At 39.0% G+C, this 17642-nt stretch carries 18 protein-coding genes; 4 read left to right on the forward strand and 14 right to left on the reverse strand.

Going from position 1 to position 17642, the window contains the following annotated elements; all coding sequences use genetic code 11:
- Positions 1-124: 124 nt before the first annotated feature.
- The 5 genes from P164_RS00230 to P164_RS00250 all read right to left on the reverse strand — a co-directional run bounded on the left by P164_RS00230 (position 125) and on the right by P164_RS00250 (position 2984).
- On the reverse strand, positions 125-346 hold the full coding sequence (locus P164_RS00230; RefSeq protein ID WP_028374482.1) for a DUF2795 domain-containing protein: 222 nt from the start codon (positions 344-346) through the stop codon (positions 125-127).
- A gap of 143 nt (positions 347-489) precedes the next feature.
- A complete protein-coding gene (locus tag P164_RS00235; protein WP_028374483.1) occupies positions 490-1059 on the reverse strand; it encodes a cob(I)yrinic acid a,c-diamide adenosyltransferase in 570 nt (189 codons plus the stop codon).
- 11 nt (positions 1060-1070) lie between these two features.
- On the reverse strand, positions 1071-1262 hold the full coding sequence (locus P164_RS00240) for a hypothetical protein (protein ID WP_028374484.1): 192 nt from the start codon (positions 1260-1262) through the stop codon (positions 1071-1073).
- 65 nt (positions 1263-1327) lie between these two features.
- Positions 1328-2362, reverse strand: coding sequence for an RluA family pseudouridine synthase (locus P164_RS00245; RefSeq protein ID WP_028374485.1), 1035 nt, complete (start codon positions 2360-2362; stop codon positions 1328-1330).
- Positions 2349-2984 (reverse strand): PASTA domain-containing protein, encoded by a 636-nt coding sequence (locus tag P164_RS00250; RefSeq protein ID WP_028374486.1) that lies wholly within the window; start codon positions 2982-2984, stop codon positions 2349-2351. The genes P164_RS00245 and P164_RS00250 overlap by 14 nt, the downstream gene beginning before the upstream one ends.
- Before the next feature lie 143 nt (positions 2985-3127).
- Here P164_RS00250 and P164_RS00255 point away from each other — a divergent pair, with 143 nt between their 5' ends.
- The 3 genes from P164_RS00255 (at position 3128) to P164_RS00265 (ending at position 5530) form a co-directional block, all read left to right on the forward strand.
- Entirely contained in the window at positions 3128-4108 is a 981-nt protein-coding gene (locus tag P164_RS00255; protein WP_028374487.1) for a D-alanine--D-alanine ligase, read from the forward strand.
- A 136-nt stretch (positions 4109-4244) separates the two neighbouring features.
- Positions 4245-4697, forward strand: coding sequence for a pantetheine-phosphate adenylyltransferase (gene coaD, locus P164_RS00260; RefSeq protein WP_028374488.1), 453 nt, complete (start codon positions 4245-4247; stop codon positions 4695-4697).
- A gap of 56 nt (positions 4698-4753) precedes the next feature.
- Positions 4754-5530 carry a hypothetical protein gene (locus P164_RS00265; protein ID WP_125411729.1) on the forward strand — a complete coding sequence of 259 codons (777 nt, stop codon included), beginning with the start codon at positions 4754-4756 and terminating at the stop codon, positions 5528-5530.
- Positions 5531-5549: 19 nt separating this feature from the next.
- On the opposite strand, the gene P164_RS00270 is transcribed toward P164_RS00265, so the two are convergent.
- Positions 5550-7637, reverse strand: a complete 2088-nt coding sequence (locus P164_RS00270) for a TonB-dependent receptor family protein (RefSeq protein WP_035899261.1) — start codon at positions 7635-7637, stop codon at positions 5550-5552.
- A gap of 3 nt (positions 7638-7640) precedes the next feature.
- Complete coding sequence (locus P164_RS00275) at positions 7641-8912, reverse strand: PQQ-dependent sugar dehydrogenase (protein ID WP_028374490.1); 1272 nt, start codon at positions 8910-8912, stop codon at positions 7641-7643.
- Between the two features lie 389 nt (positions 8913-9301).
- On the opposite strand from P164_RS00275, the gene P164_RS00280 reads away from it, so the two are divergent.
- The gene (locus P164_RS00280; RefSeq protein WP_028374491.1) at positions 9302-10843 is read left to right on the forward strand and encodes a SulP family inorganic anion transporter; all 1542 of its coding nucleotides are present in this window, start codon (positions 9302-9304) and stop codon (positions 10841-10843) included.
- Positions 10844-11875: 1032 nt separating this feature from the next.
- Here P164_RS00280 and P164_RS19070 read toward each other — a convergent pair.
- The 7 genes from P164_RS19070 to P164_RS00310 form a co-directional block, all read right to left on the reverse strand.
- Positions 11876-12004: a hypothetical protein gene (locus tag P164_RS19070; protein WP_262490346.1), complete on the reverse strand. Its 129-nt coding sequence runs from the start codon at positions 12002-12004 to the stop codon at positions 11876-11878.
- Between the two features lie 122 nt (positions 12005-12126).
- Positions 12127-12891, reverse strand: coding sequence for a tryptophan synthase subunit alpha (trpA, locus tag P164_RS00285; protein WP_028374492.1), 765 nt, complete (start codon positions 12889-12891; stop codon positions 12127-12129).
- Between the two features lie 191 nt (positions 12892-13082).
- Positions 13083-14267, reverse strand: coding sequence for a tryptophan synthase subunit beta (trpB, locus tag P164_RS00290; protein WP_028374493.1), 1185 nt, complete (start codon positions 14265-14267; stop codon positions 13083-13085).
- Positions 14268-14338: 71 nt separating this feature from the next.
- On the reverse strand, positions 14339-15079 hold the full coding sequence (locus tag P164_RS00295) for a phosphoribosylanthranilate isomerase (RefSeq protein ID WP_410503379.1): 741 nt from the start codon (positions 15077-15079) through the stop codon (positions 14339-14341).
- A gap of 84 nt (positions 15080-15163) precedes the next feature.
- Positions 15164-15946, reverse strand: a complete 783-nt coding sequence (trpC, locus tag P164_RS00300; protein WP_028374495.1) for an indole-3-glycerol phosphate synthase TrpC — start codon at positions 15944-15946, stop codon at positions 15164-15166.
- Between the two features lie 3 nt (positions 15947-15949).
- Positions 15950-16942, reverse strand: coding sequence for an anthranilate phosphoribosyltransferase (trpD, locus tag P164_RS00305; RefSeq protein ID WP_028374496.1), 993 nt, complete (start codon positions 16940-16942; stop codon positions 15950-15952).
- A gap of 80 nt (positions 16943-17022) precedes the next feature.
- The gene (locus P164_RS00310) at positions 17023-17604 is read right to left on the reverse strand and encodes an anthranilate synthase component II (protein ID WP_028374497.1); all 582 of its coding nucleotides are present in this window, start codon (positions 17602-17604) and stop codon (positions 17023-17025) included.
- Positions 17605-17642: the final 38 nt, after the last annotated feature.

The following is a 17642-nucleotide window of genomic DNA, read 5'->3' on the forward strand; positions in this document are numbered from 1 at the left end:
ACATTAATTTTCCGATAAAATCGTAACTAAAGGTTACGAATAGTTGCTTTTTTAGAGCGGTTCAAATTTAAGCAAAAAAAAAGCCTCAATGCGAGACTTTTTAAGTGTTTACGTGATGTAAAATCTAGTATTCATCCTCATTCCAGAGGTAGTCATCGTCAGACGGGTAGTCTGGCCATATTTCGTCAATAGAATCATAAGAATCGCCTTCATCTTCCATAGATTGTAAATTTTCTACAACCTCTAGTGGCGCTCCCGTTCTAATTGCATAATCAATCAATTCATCTTTGGTAGCCGGCCAAGGTGCATCGCTTAGGTGAGAGGCTAGTTCTAATGTCCAGTACATAGTTAACGTATTTAATTTTTTGCAAAAATAAATTTATTAGCGTAATAACCAAGAAAAATATCAATTAATTCAATATTATTTTTAAGAACGTATGTAATCTCCTTAGATTACGGTACTTATACCCATTTTTAAAAGCTGAATTCTTATTTTTCGGGTATCCACTTAATTTCTTTTGCTTGTAGCTGTTTTGACAAGAAACGTGCCAGTACAAACAGATAGTCAGAAAGACGGTTTAAATACTTTAAAGCATTTTCTTCAAACGGAACTTGTTGATAAAGAGCGGTTGATAATCGCTCTGCTCTGCGACAAACACTGCGTGCTATGTGACAGAATGACACGGTTTGATGACCGCCGGGGAGTATAAAATGCGTCATAGGTGGCAATTGCTCTTCCATAGTATCCATTTCAGTTTCTAAGAGGGCAATGTCTAAGTCACTTATTCTTTTTATGTCTAAGCGTTCTTTACCATTTTTTAAAAGCGCCTTGTCAGGATCTGTTGCTAAAATGGCTCCTATAACAAATAATTTTTCCTGTATTTTAATGAGAACAGCCTGACTGTGTGCATCTATTTCCTGATCACGAATTAATCCTAAATGCGAATTAAGTTCATCAAGGGTACCATAACTTTCTATACGTATGTCATTTTTAGAAACACGAGTACCACCAAACAGGGCAGTAGTACCATTGTCTCCGGTTTTAGTATATATTTTCAAATCTTGTGAATTTAGTTTGTAGGTAAATCGTCTTTTTCTCGCTCTTTTTTACGGTCAAAATATTCTGCTCTAAAATTGCGTTTTTTGCGATCGCGCATTTTACGTTGATTGCGCTTGTTGTTCTTTACTACGCCCAGAAAGAGAATAGCTAAAACAACTACGATGATTATAGTTTGTAAATTTTCCGGTATAAAATCAAGCATACTTTAAAATTACGTTATTAAAACTGCTTTAGCACATTGCAACATCTTGCCTTAGCAGCTTCTAATTATTCCATAGCGTGTTTTGCATAACTGCGCCATTTCTCTATACAATCTACCATATCCTGAGGTACAGGGCTGTCAAAACTCATCCATTCTCCGGTTTTGGGGTGTACAAAACCAAGTGTCTTTGCGTGTAATGCTTGTCGCGGTAATATTTTAAAACAGTTATCTACAAATTGCTTGTATTTAGTAAACGTAGTTCCTTTTAAAATAGCATCACCTCCGTAGCGCTCATCATTAAATAGGGTATGACCTATGTACTTCATATGCACGCGAATCTGATGCGTACGCCCGGTTTCTAGTTTACAGGAAATTTTTGTAACATAACCTAAACGCTCTAAAACTTTGTAATGGGTAACCGCTTCTTTTCCTTGATCTCCTTCAGGGTAAACGGTATTCTGCATGCGGTTCTTAGGGTGTCTACCTATGTGACCTTCTACAGTACCATTTTCTTCTTCAACATTACCCCAAACAATAGCAACATACTCACGCTCGCTACTTTTATCAAAAAACTGCTTTGCTAAGTGAGTCATAGCTTCTTCAGTCTTAGCAACAACAAGAAGTCCGCTGGTATCTTTATCTATACGGTGTACAAGACCGGGTCTGCCGCTGCTGTTTTCAGGTAGGTTTTCAAAATGATAGATAAGCGCGTTTATAAGGGTGCCGCTGTAATTACCGTGACCGGGATGAACAACCATTCCTGCCGGTTTATTTACAACCAGAAGGGTATCATCTTCATAAACAATGTCTAGCGGAATGTTTTCTGGAGTTAATAAAAACTCATACGGTGGGTGTTCAAACATAACACGTACCACATCACCGGCTTTAACTTTATAATTTTGTTTTACAACAGCGCCGTTAACCTGTATGTTCCCGTTTTTTGCTGCAGTTTGAATTTTATTTCGAGTCGCTTTCTCAATAAAATTCATCAAAAATTTATCTACGCGCAGCGGCTCCTGGCCTTTACCTGCGGTAAAACTGTAATGTTCGTAAAGTTCGTCTTCCTGTTCGTCTGGCCCTTCGGCATTAAAATCCTGCATCTTCTAGTTCTTCAGCCTCGTTAATTGAATCATCTATATCTACTGATTCTTCAGTAGTTGTATTGTAATAATTATCTTTTCCGTTACCAACCACGAGGTCGATAACAGACATTTTGCGCAATTTATCACCTTCTCTCAATGTAGCGCCGTTGTGTCTCAACTCCAGTACTTCATCTTCAGAAATATGATCGCGTAAGTCTATTTTTCCTATTTTAAAACCTAAGGCCAGTAGAGTAGGCTCTACCTGACGTTGTGTTCTGCCCACCAGCGATGGTATTGCAATCTCACGATATCCCGAAGGATTGAGCACGAGGTAAATTTTTCGGTTTTCTTTTACAAATTTTCCCGCTGCGGGGTTTTGTTCAATCACAGAGTATGTAGGGTAGTCAGGATTGTAGTTAGATGAGTCTATAACCACATAGTTTAGATCTGCATTGTCAAGTTCCTGCTTAACAAGACTTAGTGTCATTTTGCTCAAATCAGGCACCGCAATGCGCTCGTCGTGATTTGTAGAAGAGCTAAGCCAAAAAATAAACCCAAAACCCAGCACAATCAATACGATTACGGCCAACAGTAACTGCATCAAAAATGCTTTGCTAAATATAAATTTTATGAGTCCCATATACATGCGATTTTGCGGCTACAAACTTAGTTTAAAATTGGCTGACCCTCAATTGCAATCATTTTTTTTGCCTAATTATTCTAAAATTAGCGTTCTTTGAGCCCCTATTTCTTATTACTTAACGCAAAGGATTTCTATTTACTATGTCAAAAAAAAATATAGCAGTTATAATGGGTGGTTTTTCAAGCGAGGTAGCCATATCTATGCTTAGCGGAAACACGGTGTGTAAACATCTGGATACTCATAAATATACGGTTTACCCTATTTCTATTTTAAAAGAGGGCTGGTTTTGTACACATCCAGATCATAAACCTATACCTGTAGATAAAAGTGATTTTTCGTTAACTATTGAAGGCACAAAAATTACTTTTGATTGTGTGTTTAATACCATTCACGGCACTCCTGGAGAAGATGGTACCATACAGGCGTATTTTGATTTAATGCAGATCCCTCAGACGGCTTGCGATTATTATGAGGCTGCGCTTACCTTTAATAAGCGCGATTGTATAAGTGTGTTAAGGGCTTATGGTGTTAAAACAGCAACAAATTATTTTTTAAATAAAGGAGATGCCATTAATCCTGCCGAAATTGTTGCCAGAGTAGGCTTGCCTTGTTTTGTAAAGGCCAATAAGGCGGGGAGCAGTTTTGGCGTTTCTAAGGTATATGCAGAAGAAGAACTGGAAGCTGCAATTGCGGTTTCTTTTAAAGAAGACGATGAGATTATTATTGAATCGTTTCTTTCGGGTACCGAAGTTTCGGTAGGTGTTATTAATTACCACGGAAAAATACAGGCTTTGCCGGTCACCGAAATTGTAAGCGAGAATGATTTCTTTGATTACGAAGCGAAATACGCCGGAAAGTCTCAAGAAATCACTCCTGCCCGAATTTCAGCAGAACAAACCGAAGCTGTGCAACGCGAGGCCGAGAAAGTTTTTAAAGTTTTAAAATTGAAAGGGTTAACTCGTGCAGAGTTTATTTTTCATAACGGGCAACCGCATTTCTTAGAAGTAAATACGACACCGGGATTGAGTCCCGCGAGCATTATTCCGCAGCAGGCACAAGTAGCAGGTATTAGCCTTTCTGATTTGTTTGATAATGTGATTGAGCAAGCCTTGTCAAAATAAGAATTTAAAAACACGAATTAAGAAATACAACGTGTAAGATTTTTAATGAAGTCGCGTGACAGGTATCTGTTGAGTCGTAAACTCAAATCGTCACTTCAATTTTGTATTTTTAATTTTCAATATTGAATACCTTACTATGAAACGCGCAGTCTTCCCCGGTTCTTTTGATCCGCTAACATTAGGTCATTATGATATCATCGAACGTGGTTTAACGCTCTTTGATGAGATTATTTTGGCTATAGGTGTCAATGCAGATAAAAAATATATGTTCACGCTAGAGCAGCGTGAGGCTTTTTTAAAGGAGTCGTTTAAAGACGAACCCAAAATTAAAGTAATGACCTATAAAGGGCTTACGGTAGATTTTTGTAATGCGACAGATTCGGGTTTTATCCTTCGTGGACTTAGAAATCCCGGGGATTTTGAGTTTGAAAAAGCCATTGCACATACAAACCGAAAGCTTTCTCAAATCGAAACTGTATTCTTGCTCACCTCCTCGGGTAAGAGTTATATCTCGTCTTCAATAGTTAGAGATGTAATTCGCAACGGTGGTGATTACACCGGTCTGGTACCTGATACGGTACGGGTTTAAAAAACGTGCAACATTCGGTCTGATTTTTGGTCTTTCAATTTCACAAGCGCATTTCTATGATCAGATTCTTCATCCTTGCTATTCTATTTTTCAATACTGCACTTGGTTTAGCGCAGAATACCTCTGGCAAAGTTTACGCCGGAGAAAAGCGAGTTCCCGGGGTTCTAGTTGAAAACAGAACTCAAAATAAAAGTACCGTTACTACAGATGAAGGGGATTTTAGTTTAGCCGCTCGACTCAAAGATTCTTTGGTATTTAGTGCTCCATTTATGGAAACTCAGGTTTTTATTGTAGAACCTTATCAACTCGAAAAACGCTGGGTAGTTGAACTTAAAGAGAATTTAAACGAACTGGAAGAAGTGCGTCTTACGGAAGCGCCAAAAGTTAGAGAGTTTAACTTAAAAGAATACGACAGTATAGTTAATGCAGCCATACAGGCTGATGTTAAGAAATATCCACATTTGTATAAACCACCAAATTATACAAATGGTATGGATTTTATTGCAATAGGTAAAATGTTTTTGAGCTTATTTAAAAAAGATCCTTCAAAACAGAAAAAGGAATACAATCCTATCACTTATGAGCAGTTGCATGTGCTATTTGCCACTAGCGATTACTTTGATCAAAAATTCTTAAATCGCCAGTTAGAAATAGAATCCTACCATCAAAATCTATTTTTTGAATATCTTGATGCTAAGCAGTTGAAAGGTGAACTTTTGCTTCCGGAACATCAACTTGATCTTTTGGATCGTCTTATGGTTTTAAGCACCAGTTTCAAAACTGAACTTAAAAATTTTGAACAGGAAGGTGTTTCTATTCCTGAGAAAAATTAAAGTTCAGTTTCTAATAACCTTAGTTCAGGTTTACATTTAACCCTACATAAAAGTTTATAGATTCTCCGGGATAAAAAAAGCGCGGTGCAGCACCGCCAAATCCTGTAGCATTGGGTAAAATCTGAGCTGCATAATTGATGTCAAAAACATTATTTACACCACTATAAAGTGTTGCTTTAAAATTTTGTGAAAACTGAAACGCGTAATCTGCTCTTAAATTTACCAGATTATAACTGTCACTGTAAACAGTATTTGCATCATTTAGTGGAATAGCACCTGTATGTCTGTAATTTACATTGAACCGAAGTCCGTTTGCGTGTTGTAAATCTACACCCAGATTAATTATTTTATCGGCAACACCGGTTAAATCATTACCGCCGTAGTTAATATCATTATCGATAAACTCATCAAACGAATAGTCATTCAAGGCTAATGAAGCATAGGGTTTAAACTCCCAGTTTGCAGCAAGCCGCGTTCTATAATTAATCAGTAATTCTATTCCATTATGATCTGTTTTACCGGCATTACGCCCCACGTATTGGTCATTACCAACGCGCTCTGCAACCAATAAATCATTTACCTGTACCGTGTAAAAAGCAAGCTCTATATAGAGTGTTTTATTGAACCATTGTGCTTTTAAACCCAGCTCATAGTTAACACCGGTTTCCGGTTGTATTTCGGGGTTTATGGCGCCTTCGGGCGTGAGTGTTTCGGCAACTGTGGGTAATGAAAAGCCTCTGCTTACGGTCGCATATAAAAATTTATCTGTGACCACTTCGTAGGTCAAACCAGCCTGCGGTAAAAACAAGCGCGGATAGGTATATACTCCAGAATTGTCAATACTGGCTTCGTTGAGGTAATCGTCGAGCACATACCTGCTGTGATTGTAGTTAAGCCCTATGTCTGCCTTTAAACGTTCAGAGAATTGAAGACTTATTTGTGCAAAAAGGTTAAGGTATTTTCGGTCTTGTTCCTGATTACTAAACAGGTTACCTTGTAAACTTCCGTTTCCGGAATTATCCTGATATAAATTTTCAAAGAGTTTTGCCTGGTAATGCTCATCAAAATACTCAACCCCAATGCTGCTTTTTGCAGGAATATTAAAAACGGAAAATGAGGATTGTAAATTACTGCGTATCCCAAAAGCAAAAGAATTTTCATCTAAAATATCAAACGGTCGTGGTTCGTAACCGTCTCTGTAGTTGATAAACACACTGGTCGTCCACGAGTTGTACTCATTAAACTGCCAGTTATACGAAAGCCCAGCAAGACCCTTATCGTACGATTCAAAACCCTGAGCAGCATTCCATGTAAAAGCTGCTTTTTCGGGATTATTTTCTAAATCTTCCGCATTGATAGAACTTGGGATGAAGGCTTTTAAGCGTGTGTAATTTCCAAAAAATGTTAGTGAACTTGTGGCATTGAGTTCTGTTTTCGCGTATGCAGTATAGGTATTCCTGTTGTAATTACTATTATCTCTAAAACCTTCTTTTTCAAGATGATTATAACTGATGAAACCTGCAGTTTTTTTGTTTGCTAAAGATGTCGTTACTCCGCCTTTAAAAAGGCCAAAAGAGCCACCAAGACCATTAAGCTGAACTGAAGCAGATTCTGGTTTTGGTTTAATTACCGAAATATTGATTGCTCCTCCTAATCCGGCTCCATAACTACTGCTTGCGGGACCTTTTATAATTTCGAGACGTTCAATAAGGTTGAGGTCAAGATCTTCTAACGTAGTTTCTCCCTCACCAGTGGTGAGTGGTATGCCTTCTATATACGCTTTCACCCGATTTGTAGCATACTGGCTACGCGCACCCAAACCGCGAATGCTGATTCGGCTGGTGTTTAAAGCACCTTGCTGCATTTGAATACCCGGATTCTTATTGATTTCGTTTGCGATAGAGAGTTGGTCACTACGTTGCAGATCTTCGGCATTAATTACATTTACCGATGCCGGAATGCGCTGTAATTGATCTTGAATAGGGGTAGAAGTAATTATAACTTCCCCCAGAGTATTACGTACAGAAACAGAATCTGCTGTTGTCTTCACTTGCGCCTGAGCAAAAGTAGAAAGCAACAGCAGAGAAAGAATAGCTATTTTGCTCATATTTTATTTTGCAGAAATCTTCCAGATAATACCACTATCATCATCATTAACAAGTAGTGAACCATCTGGAGTAACCGTAGTTGCTACCGGGCGGCCATATACTTCGTCACCATTTGCATCTGGTATAAAACCGGTTAAGAAATCTTCTGCAGGTTGTGGTTTTCCATTTTCAAAAGGAATAAAAACAACTTTATAGCCTGAAAAAGGATCGCGGTTCCAGGACCCATGCTGACCTACAAAAGCTCCGTTTTTATATTTAGCAGGAAATGCATCTGCGGTGTAAAAGGTAAATCCTAAAGAAGCGGTATGGGTTCCTAAAGGTACATCGGGCATAATCGCTTTATCTACTAAATCCTGATGCGGGTCGTCTGCCCAGCGCGGATCTTTAATTTGTCCGTAGTAGCTATATGGCCAGCCGTACCAACCGCCTTTTTGAACGCTTGTCGCGTAATCTGGTACCAGGTTATTTCCTAATTCGTCACGCTCATTTACCGCAGTCCATAAATCACCAGTAACCGGATTCCAGTCCATTCCTACCGGGTTTCTTAGTCCCGAAGCATATACGATCTCGCCACTTCCATCAAGATTTACCTCAAGAATATTAGCGCGACGCTCTTCTTTTTCCATACCCTGATCTCCCACATTACTAGCAGAACCTACAGAGATGTAAATTTTATCTTGAGCAGCGTTTGTGATAATGTTACGCGTCCAGTGATTGTTATAACCACTTGCAGAAAGTTCAACAATTTTTTCGCCTTCACCTTCTAGCTTGGTTTGTCCTTCTTTGTATGGGAAACGGTATAAACCATCTGTATTTGCAATATAGAAGTAGTTGTTTACAACCAGCATCCCAAAATTTTGATTTAAGCCCTCTTTAAAAACAAAACGCTTATCTACTTCGCCATCCTGATCTGTATCTCTCAACAGCGTTATTTGATTTGCACTGTCACGGGTATTTGCTTCAGCCACAAAAATATCACGGTTAGGTGCGATATACGTCCATCGTGGGTGTTTTAATGAATCGGCAAAACGTGTAACGGTAAAACCTTCTGGCGCTACCGGTGTTTTACCTTCTGGCCAACCTATAACCTTACTATTTTTAGATACAGATTCTGAAGAAAAAGGTGCGACAAGGTCTAAAGGACCTACTGTAGTTTGTACGGTAGTAATACCCGTATCTGCGATTTCTTCTTTTTCTGCATCCGGTACTGTTTTTTCATTTTTGCAAGCTGAAAGTAGCAGGAGACCTACTGCTGCGTATAGATATGTTTTCATAAAATCATTTTCAACGAAAATAGTGTTTAAATAATTCCTTAATCCTTTATAACAACGGATTAATAAAAATTTAACGGGTCTCCAAACAATATATCGTTTGAGTTTAATTTAAAGTATCTTGTTGAAAGCCTAAAGAGTTGTATTTTAATAATTTAACCCATTGAATTGCAGGTGTCTTGCGCTTTTAATTAAAAAGATTAATTTTGCGAACTTGTTATGAAAATTACCATTCATTTTATCGCAGTTACTCCGCCTTGATTTACAGCCTTTAAATCAATGTCTAACACTCAATTCTTATACGATTCTAATAATATTGAATGGTATAAAAAATTTGAGATCCAATCCTATTTCTTAATCAGCCAGTATCTCTGCAGTTTACCAATATTATTATGAAAAAAGTATTTAACTTATTTGATCTCACTCAAAAAGTAAATTATAAAACCGAAGTATTAGCAGGTTTGACTGTTGCAATGACGATGATTCCTGAATCCCTATCTTTTGCAATACTTGCGGGTTTTCCACCTTTAATGGGACTCTATGCTTCTTTTATTGCCGGTTTAGTTACTGCAATTTTTGGAGGGAGACCAGGAATGATTTCGGGTGGAGCTGGAGCAACCGTTATTACACTTATTGCATTAATGAATTCTAATGGGCTCGAGTATGTATTAGCTGCTGTAGCGCTTGCCGGTGTTATTCAAATTTTAATCGGTCTTTTTAAACTGGGTAAGTTTATACGACTGGTACCGCACCCGGTAATGTTTGGCTTTGTAAACGGTCTTGCGATTGTAATTTTTATGTCACAGATAAAGCAATTTAAAGTATTAGTGGGCGGCGAGTATGAGTGGCTTACAGGTACCCCGTTATTGATTATGGCCGGTCTGGTAGCTCTTACTATAGGTATTGTTGTGCTTTTACCAAAATTGACTAAAGCCGTGCCTTCTTCTCTAGTAGCAATTATAGTAGTTTTTGTATTGGTTTATTTCTTAGGAATAGATACAAAAACTGTAAAAGATATTGCTTCAATAAGCGGTGGTTTTCCTCCGTTTCATATCCCTAACATTCCTATAAGTTATGAGACTTTAAAAATAATAGCACCCTATTCACTAATAATGGCTGCTGTAGGACTAACGGAAGGTTTATTAACCTTAAACCTTGTTGATGAAATTACCGAAACTAAAGGTAACGGTAACAGAGAGTGTATCGCTCAGGGAGGTGCAAACATGCTAAACGGCTTTTTCTTTGGGATGGGGGGTTGCCCAATGATTGCACAAACTTTAGTGAATTTATCTGCCGGTTCAAGAGCGCGCCTGTCTGGTATTATTGCGGCTCTTACAATCTTATTAATAGTTTTATTTGGAGCTCCTATTATTGAGCAGGTACCTATGGCTGCATTAGTAGGGGTTATGATTATGGTGGCCATAGGAACCTTTGAGTGGGTGAGCTTAAAGATTTTTAATAAAGTGCCTAAGAAAGATATTTTCCTTGTTATTATCGTTGCGGTTATAACCGTAGTGCTACACAATCTGGCATTAGCTGTTTTAGTAGGGGTGATTCTTTCGGCCTTGTTTTTTGCATGGGAAAGTGCAAAACGCATTAGAGCCAGAAAGTTTGTTGACGAAGATGGGATTAAGCATTATGAAATATTTGGTCCCTTGTTTTTTGCGTCAACCACTAATTTTATTGAAAAGTTTGATGTTGCAAATGACCCGGAAGTGGTGATAATCGACTTTAAAGAAAGTCGTGTTTCTGATATGTCTGCAATTGAAGCTCTAAATGTAATTACTCAGCGCTATCATAAAGTAGGAAAGAAGGTGCATTTAAGATATTTAAGTAACGATTGTATTCGTCTATTAAAAAATGCGGAAGCGATAATAGATGTTAATATTATGGAGGATCCTACGTATAGACTTGTAGAAGATAAAAAGAGCTAGTTTATTAGTTTTATAATTTTTTGGGCGTGTCCCTTCGGGTCGGGCTATGCGCTGCAATTCCTCGGCTGCGTTCTCACTTGCCTGCGGGATTTACGCTGCTATCCCTCACGCAAATATCCTGGTCATTCATTTTATAAGTTTTTTGGGCGTGCCCCCATTGGGTCGGGCTATACGCTGCAATTCCTCGGCTGCGTTCTCACGTGCCTGCGGGATTTACGCTGCTATCCCTCACGCAAATATCCTGGTTATTCTTTTTATAATTTTTTAGGCGTGTCCCTTCGGGTCGGGCTATATGCTGCAATTCCTCGGCTGCGTTCTCACGTACCTGCGGGATTTACGCTGCTATTCCTCACGCAAATATCCTAGTCATTATTTTTATAAATTTTTGGGCGTGTCCCTTCGGGTTGGGCTATACGCTGTAATTCCTCGGCTGCGTTATCACTTGCCTGCGGGATTTACGCTGCTATCCCTTACGCGATTAGGTGTTGAGAATGTAGTTGTGTTTTTTTTAAAATTTTAACCGTTATTAGGTTTATAATTTTTTGGGCGTGCCCCTTTGGGTCGGGCTATACACTGCAATTCCTCTTATTATTTTCTGGACGTATCCCTTCGGGTTGGGCTATACGCTGCAATTCCTCGGCTGTTCTCACTTGCCTGCGGGATTTACGCTGCTATCCCTCACGCAAATATTCTGGACATTTTTTTTATTATTTTCTGGGCGTGCCCCTTCGGGTCGGGCTATTCGCTGCAATTCCTCGGCTGCGTTCTCACTTGACTGCGGTATTTACGCTGCGATCCCTCACGCGATATTCCTTTGAAAATTGAATTTCATTTTTAGCTAAAAGTTTTGGAATGGTAATAGAAGCTCTAGTTAGTTTCCTATGATTTTTAAGCGTGTCCCTTTGGGTCGGGCTATACGCTGCAATTCCTTGGCTGTATTCTCACGTTCCTGCGGGATTTACGCTGCTATACCTTAATACAAAAAAAGCCGATCTAATAGATTAGATCGGCTTTTATATGTAGAAGTTTAAATTACTTCTTATTCTGTTGGTCTTTGATGGTTTTCTTATCAAAGTCCACTTTGTTTGTATTTACATTTCTATCTCCCGTTGGATTCGTTGGGTTTTTCTGGTCTACTTTACTATCAAATTTCTTGTCCATAATGCGTCTTGTTTTTTAATTTGATTAAAGTTACAAAGCGATGTTGTTAATTAGTGGTAACAACATCCTAAAACAAGGTTAATATAAAGACAGTAAAGCATTTAGTGTAATAGAATAATGATCTAAGCTCTTATGGTTTTGATGAACTTAGATATTCCGGAAATTCCGTTTTTAGTTAAGTCTGTAATAAATGCCGAACCTATAATCGCTCCTTTTGCTGATTTTGTAGCTGCTTTAAAGGTTTCTTCATCTTTAATCCCAAAACCTACAATTTGCGGGTTGTTGAGTGAAAGCCCAGCGATACGCTCAAAATAATCGGTTTGTACACTGCCAAACCCAGACGTTTTTCCGGTTGTACTTGCGCTACTTACCATATATATAAAGCTATCACTTGCAGCATCAATTTGCTTTATACGCTCGTCTGTAGTTTGAGGAGTAATTAAAAACACCATTTTAAGATCGTATTTCTCGAAAATCGCCTGGTAGTGCTCCTGATATTCCGCGAGCGGAAGATCTGGCATAATAAGGCCGTCAATGCCTATGGCTGCACACTCTTTACAAAACTTCTCAACCCCATATTGCAACATCGGGTTAAAATAGCCCATTACGATAAGCGGAATATCTACGGTTTTCCTGATGTCTTTAATCTGCTCAAAAAGTTTTGCGGTAGTCATTCCGTTTTTCAAGGCAGCTGTAGAGCTTTCCTGTATGGTAGGACCGTCTGCTAAAGGGTCGCTAAACGGAAGTCCGATCTCAATCATATCTACACCGGCTTTTACCAGTTCTTCAATCACAGGCACGGTATCTTCTAATTTAGGGTAACCCGCAGTAAAATATATAGACAGAAGCTCTTTGTCTTCCTGTAGGCGTTTGTTTATTCTGTTCATCGTTTGTATTTTTTTAAGTCATTTCTAAACTTCAGCTTTCGCTCAGGTTAAGCTTTGTTAGAAATCTTTATGTTTAAGGACTTGCGTTAGGGATTGAGGCTTTGTTGGAGCTCTTTTTTATGTGCTTTTTTACCACATAAAAAAAGCGACTGCCAAAAGCCCGACCCAGCTCCTGAGAGCAGGGAACGCCCTTATGCTAAATCAAAATATTCGATATAGGTGTTGAGGTCTTTATCACCACGACCACTCAAATTAATCACAATCACATCATCTTTTTTAAATTTGCGATCGTTAAAAATTGCCAGTGCATGCGAGGTTTCAATTGCCGGGATAATACCTTCTAGTTTACTCAGTTCTAGACCGGCTTCCATCGCATCTGCGTCAGTAACACTTATAAATTCGCCTCTTCCGCTTCTGAATAAATGTGCGTGCATAGGGCCAACTCCGGGATAATCTAGTCCGGCAGAAATAGAGTACGGCTCTGTAATCTGGCCGTCTGCAGTTTGCATCAATAAGGTTTTGCTTCCGTGAATGATACCTTCTTTACCTAATGCTGAGGTTGCAGCGCTTTCCCCACTATGAATACCTTTTCCGGCAGCTTCTACAGCAATAATGCCTACTTCAGGATTGTCTAAATAATGGTAATAAATACCGGCAGCATTACTACCGCCACCTACGCAAGCCACCACATAGTCCGGGTTTTCGCGACCTTCTTTTTCTAATAACTGTTTTTTTACTTCAGCCGAAATCACACTCTGAAAACGAGCAACCATATCGGGATAGGGGTGTGGGCCCACCACGCTACCTATAATATAATGGGTATCTGTAGGATTGTTAATCCAGTCGCGTATGGCCTCATTAGTCGCGTCTTTGAGTGTTTTACTGCCAGACTCTGCAGCCACTACGGTTGCGCCCAGCATTTTCATACGCGCAACGTTAGGAGCTTGCCTTTTAATGTCAACAGCACCCATATATACAATACATTCAAAACCCATAAGCGCACAAACGGTAGCTGTTGCCACACCGTGTTGCCCAGCTCCGGTTTCTGCTATAATACGGGTTTTCCCTAAGCGTTTAGCCATAAGAATCTGCCCAATGGTATTGTTTACTTTATGTGCTCCTGTATGGCATAAATCTTCACGCTTTAAATAGATTTTTGTACCGTATTTTTCTGAAAAACGCTTTGCAAAATAAAGCGGGGTAGGGCGGCCTACATATTCTTTCAGAAGTTCGTTAAACTCTTTTTGAAAATCTGGCTCCTGCATTACTTTTATGTAATTCTGGCGCAACTCTTCTACATTAGGATACAGCATTTCTGGGATGTATGCACCTCCAAAATCGCCGTAATAACCTTTCTCGTTTACGTTGTAATTCATAGCACTATTTTTTTATAACACCTTTCGATTATCGTTTAGGATAAATCAAAGCGGAGTCGTTTATTGTTTAATTATTCTTTTAAAGCTGAAACTAAGTTCTTCAAATCTTCAATATTTTTTAATCCCGGTTCTAGTTCAAATTTGCTGTTTACATCTATCGCATATAGCGGAAGATTTAATTGAAGCAACTCTTTTACCGAGTTGATCTCTGCTAAGCCAATACCACCGCTTAATACAAATGGTTTTTGTGACGGGTAAGCTTTTAAAACATTCCAATCAAATGTATAGCCGTTTCCACCTTTTTCTTTGCCTTTAGTATCAAATAGAAATTTGTCAACTACGGACTCATAATCTTCTAAAATTGAAAAGTCAAACGTATCTTTAATACTGAAAACTTTCCAGAGTTCGATTATATTTCCGGCAGACACCTCGAATGCAGACGGTGGAGCATTTTTTTGCTGATCCTGACTGCGCTCGATCTGACAGCGTTTTCTCAGTTCCTGGCAATATTCTGGTGATTCGCTACCGTGCAGTTGAATGACGTCTAAATCTAATTGTTGTACTTTTTCTAAAATAAAATCAAGTTCTGCATTTACAAAAACGCCCACTTTTTTAATGGCAGCCGGCAATTTTGGTATTTCATTCAAGTCAAAATTCCGTGGACTTTTATCATAAAATATAAAACCTAAATAGTCGGGTTTGAGCGCTCCCACCTCTAGGGTGTTGGCTTTCATTCCGCAGACTTTAAGCCGCAGCGCAGCAGGCTTCATACAAATAGCCGTTTTAGATTTAGGTGCGTTTTTATTTTTCATTTTATAATTCTTCTAGAAGGGAGATTAACCAGCCCTCTTTCAGCATAGCTGAAACTTCCGATCCTTGAAAAGATGGGAAACCTTTTATTTGAGTTGTTTAATAAAAGCCTCCGCGCTATGGCCGGGATTATCGGTTTTCATAAAGTTTTCTCCTATTAAAAAACCTTTATATCCATAGGGTTTCAACTCTTGTATTGCTTCGATGCTGCTAATTCCACTTTCAGAAACTTTTACAAAGTCATCAGGAATCTCAGTAGAAAGCGTTTTACTGATTTCCAGACTTACTTCAAAAGTTTTAAGATTTCGGTTATTAACGCCCAGCATATCAAGAGAGGGCATAATTGATTTTTGCAACTCTTCCAGATTGTGTACTTCTAACAGCACATCAAGGCCTAAGGACTTTGCAAATTCAGAAAGCGATTTAATTTCGCTTTGCGAAAGCACCGCAGCAATTAAGAGAATCACATCTGCACCATAGGCTTTAGCTTCTAAAATCTGATATTCATCAACGATAAATTCTTTTCTCAAAAGCGGAAACGAACTTGCAGCTCGTGCGATTACTAAATCATCAAGCGAGCCGCCAAAATATTTCCCGTCTGTTAAAACACTCATCCCACATACACCTGCCTGCTCATAACCCATCGCGACATCCTGTACATTCAAACTGTTATTGATAGTTGCTTTACTGGGAGAACGTCTTTTATGTTCGGCAATAATACCGGTGTTACTAGCTTTTAAAGCAGTTGCAAGCGACGGGCTTTTACGCTCAAACAATACCGATTGTTCTAATTGTTTTACCGGAATTAATCCCTTTCTTAAGGCTACTTCCCTGTACTTGTCTGCAATTATTTTATCTAGAATATTCATTTGCTATCTGCTCAATTCAATTAGTTTATTCAGTTTTTCTAAACCTTTTCCGCTTAAAAGCGATTCTTTTGCCAGCTCAAAACCTGCTTTTGGTTCGAGGTTTCTAACAGTTGCAATGGCCATTCCTGCATTTGCCGATACCACATTATTTTGTGCTTCGGTGCCTTTACCGCTTATGACTTTCTTAAAAATAGCTGCCGAAGATTCAATACTATCACCTCCGTAGATTTCTTGTTGCGTGATTTGTTTTACTCCAAAATCTTCAGCACTAAGCATACGTTCGCTTGAGTTCCGTATCGCTTTTGTATTGCCCGTAAGTGAAATCTCATCGTAGCCGTCTATACTGTGCAGAATCGTAAAATTCTTAGTGGTTTGCTGGTATAAGTAACCGTACATTCTGGCCAATTCCAGATTGAAAACGCCTACCAGTTGATTGTCTGGAAAAGCAGGATTTACCATAGGACCCAGCATATTGAAAAAGGTTTTAACACCCAGTTCACGACGGATGGGTCCTACGTTTTTCATCGCGGGGTGAAATAGGGGAGCGTGCAATACACAAATACCCGCCTCGTCAAGACAGCGTTTTAAAAAGTCTTTATCACTACTAAATTTAATGCCCAGATGTTCCATCACGTTGCTGCTTCCGCTTACAGAGGAAACTCCGTAATTACCGTGTTTGGTCACATTAATCCCTGCGCCAGCAGCAACAAACGAAGAAAGGGTAGAAATATTAAAGGTGTCTTTACCATCGCCACCCGTACCACATAAATCAATTGCATTGTAGCCTTCAAAAGGTACAGCAATACACAAATCTAAAAGGGCGTCTCTAAAACCGGCAAGCTCCTCTACGGTAATACTACGCATCATATAAACGGTTATGAATGCCGCAATCTGACTGGTATTGTATTTGCCTTCAGATATGTTTACCAGAACCTCACGCGCCTCCTCCTTACTTAACTGATCGTGATTTATAAGTCTGTTTAAAATAGTTTTCATTGTCCTCCTCTAGCTCCCCTAAATGGGGAGTATTAATATTTAAATTTAGGTAAAAGAAACCCCTGTTTCCCCTTTGGGAGTTAGGGAGCTGTTACCCAATTTTTAATCATTTTCTTGCCTTCCGGAGTTAATACAGACTCCGGGTGAAATTGTACCCCACGCACATCATACCTTCTATGACGCAGCGACATAATCTGCCCATTAACATCTACAGAAGTGATCTCTAACTCTTCCGGAAAACCTTGAGGAGCAACCACCCACGAGTGGTATCTGCCTATTTCAAAATTTTCAGAGATATCTTTAAAAAGGGGTTCATCTGCAACCAGTTGTTTTGCTGAAGTGGCTACTCCGTGAAATACCTGATCAAGATTTATAAGGCTTCCGCCAAAAACTTCACCAATAGCTTGTTGCCCCAAACACACACCCAGCATACTTTTGCTAGCAGCATATTCCTTAATAATTGCTTTTAAAAGTCCGGCTTCGTCGGGAATACCGGGACCGGGTGAAAGCAGAATTTTATCGTAGTGTGCAACCTCTTCGATAGTAAGTTGGTCGTTGCGTTTAACAGTAACTTTGCAGTCTAAATCTTCTAAATAATGCACCAGATTGTAAACAAAACTGTCGTAATTATCGATGACTAAAACGTGTATTGGCTTCGCCATTATTTTATGTATTGATACTAATTAATCTTTACTCTTAG

The organism is Leeuwenhoekiella sp. MAR_2009_132, assembly GCF_000687915.1.
GTDB lineage: Bacteria > Bacteroidota > Bacteroidia > Flavobacteriales > Flavobacteriaceae > Leeuwenhoekiella.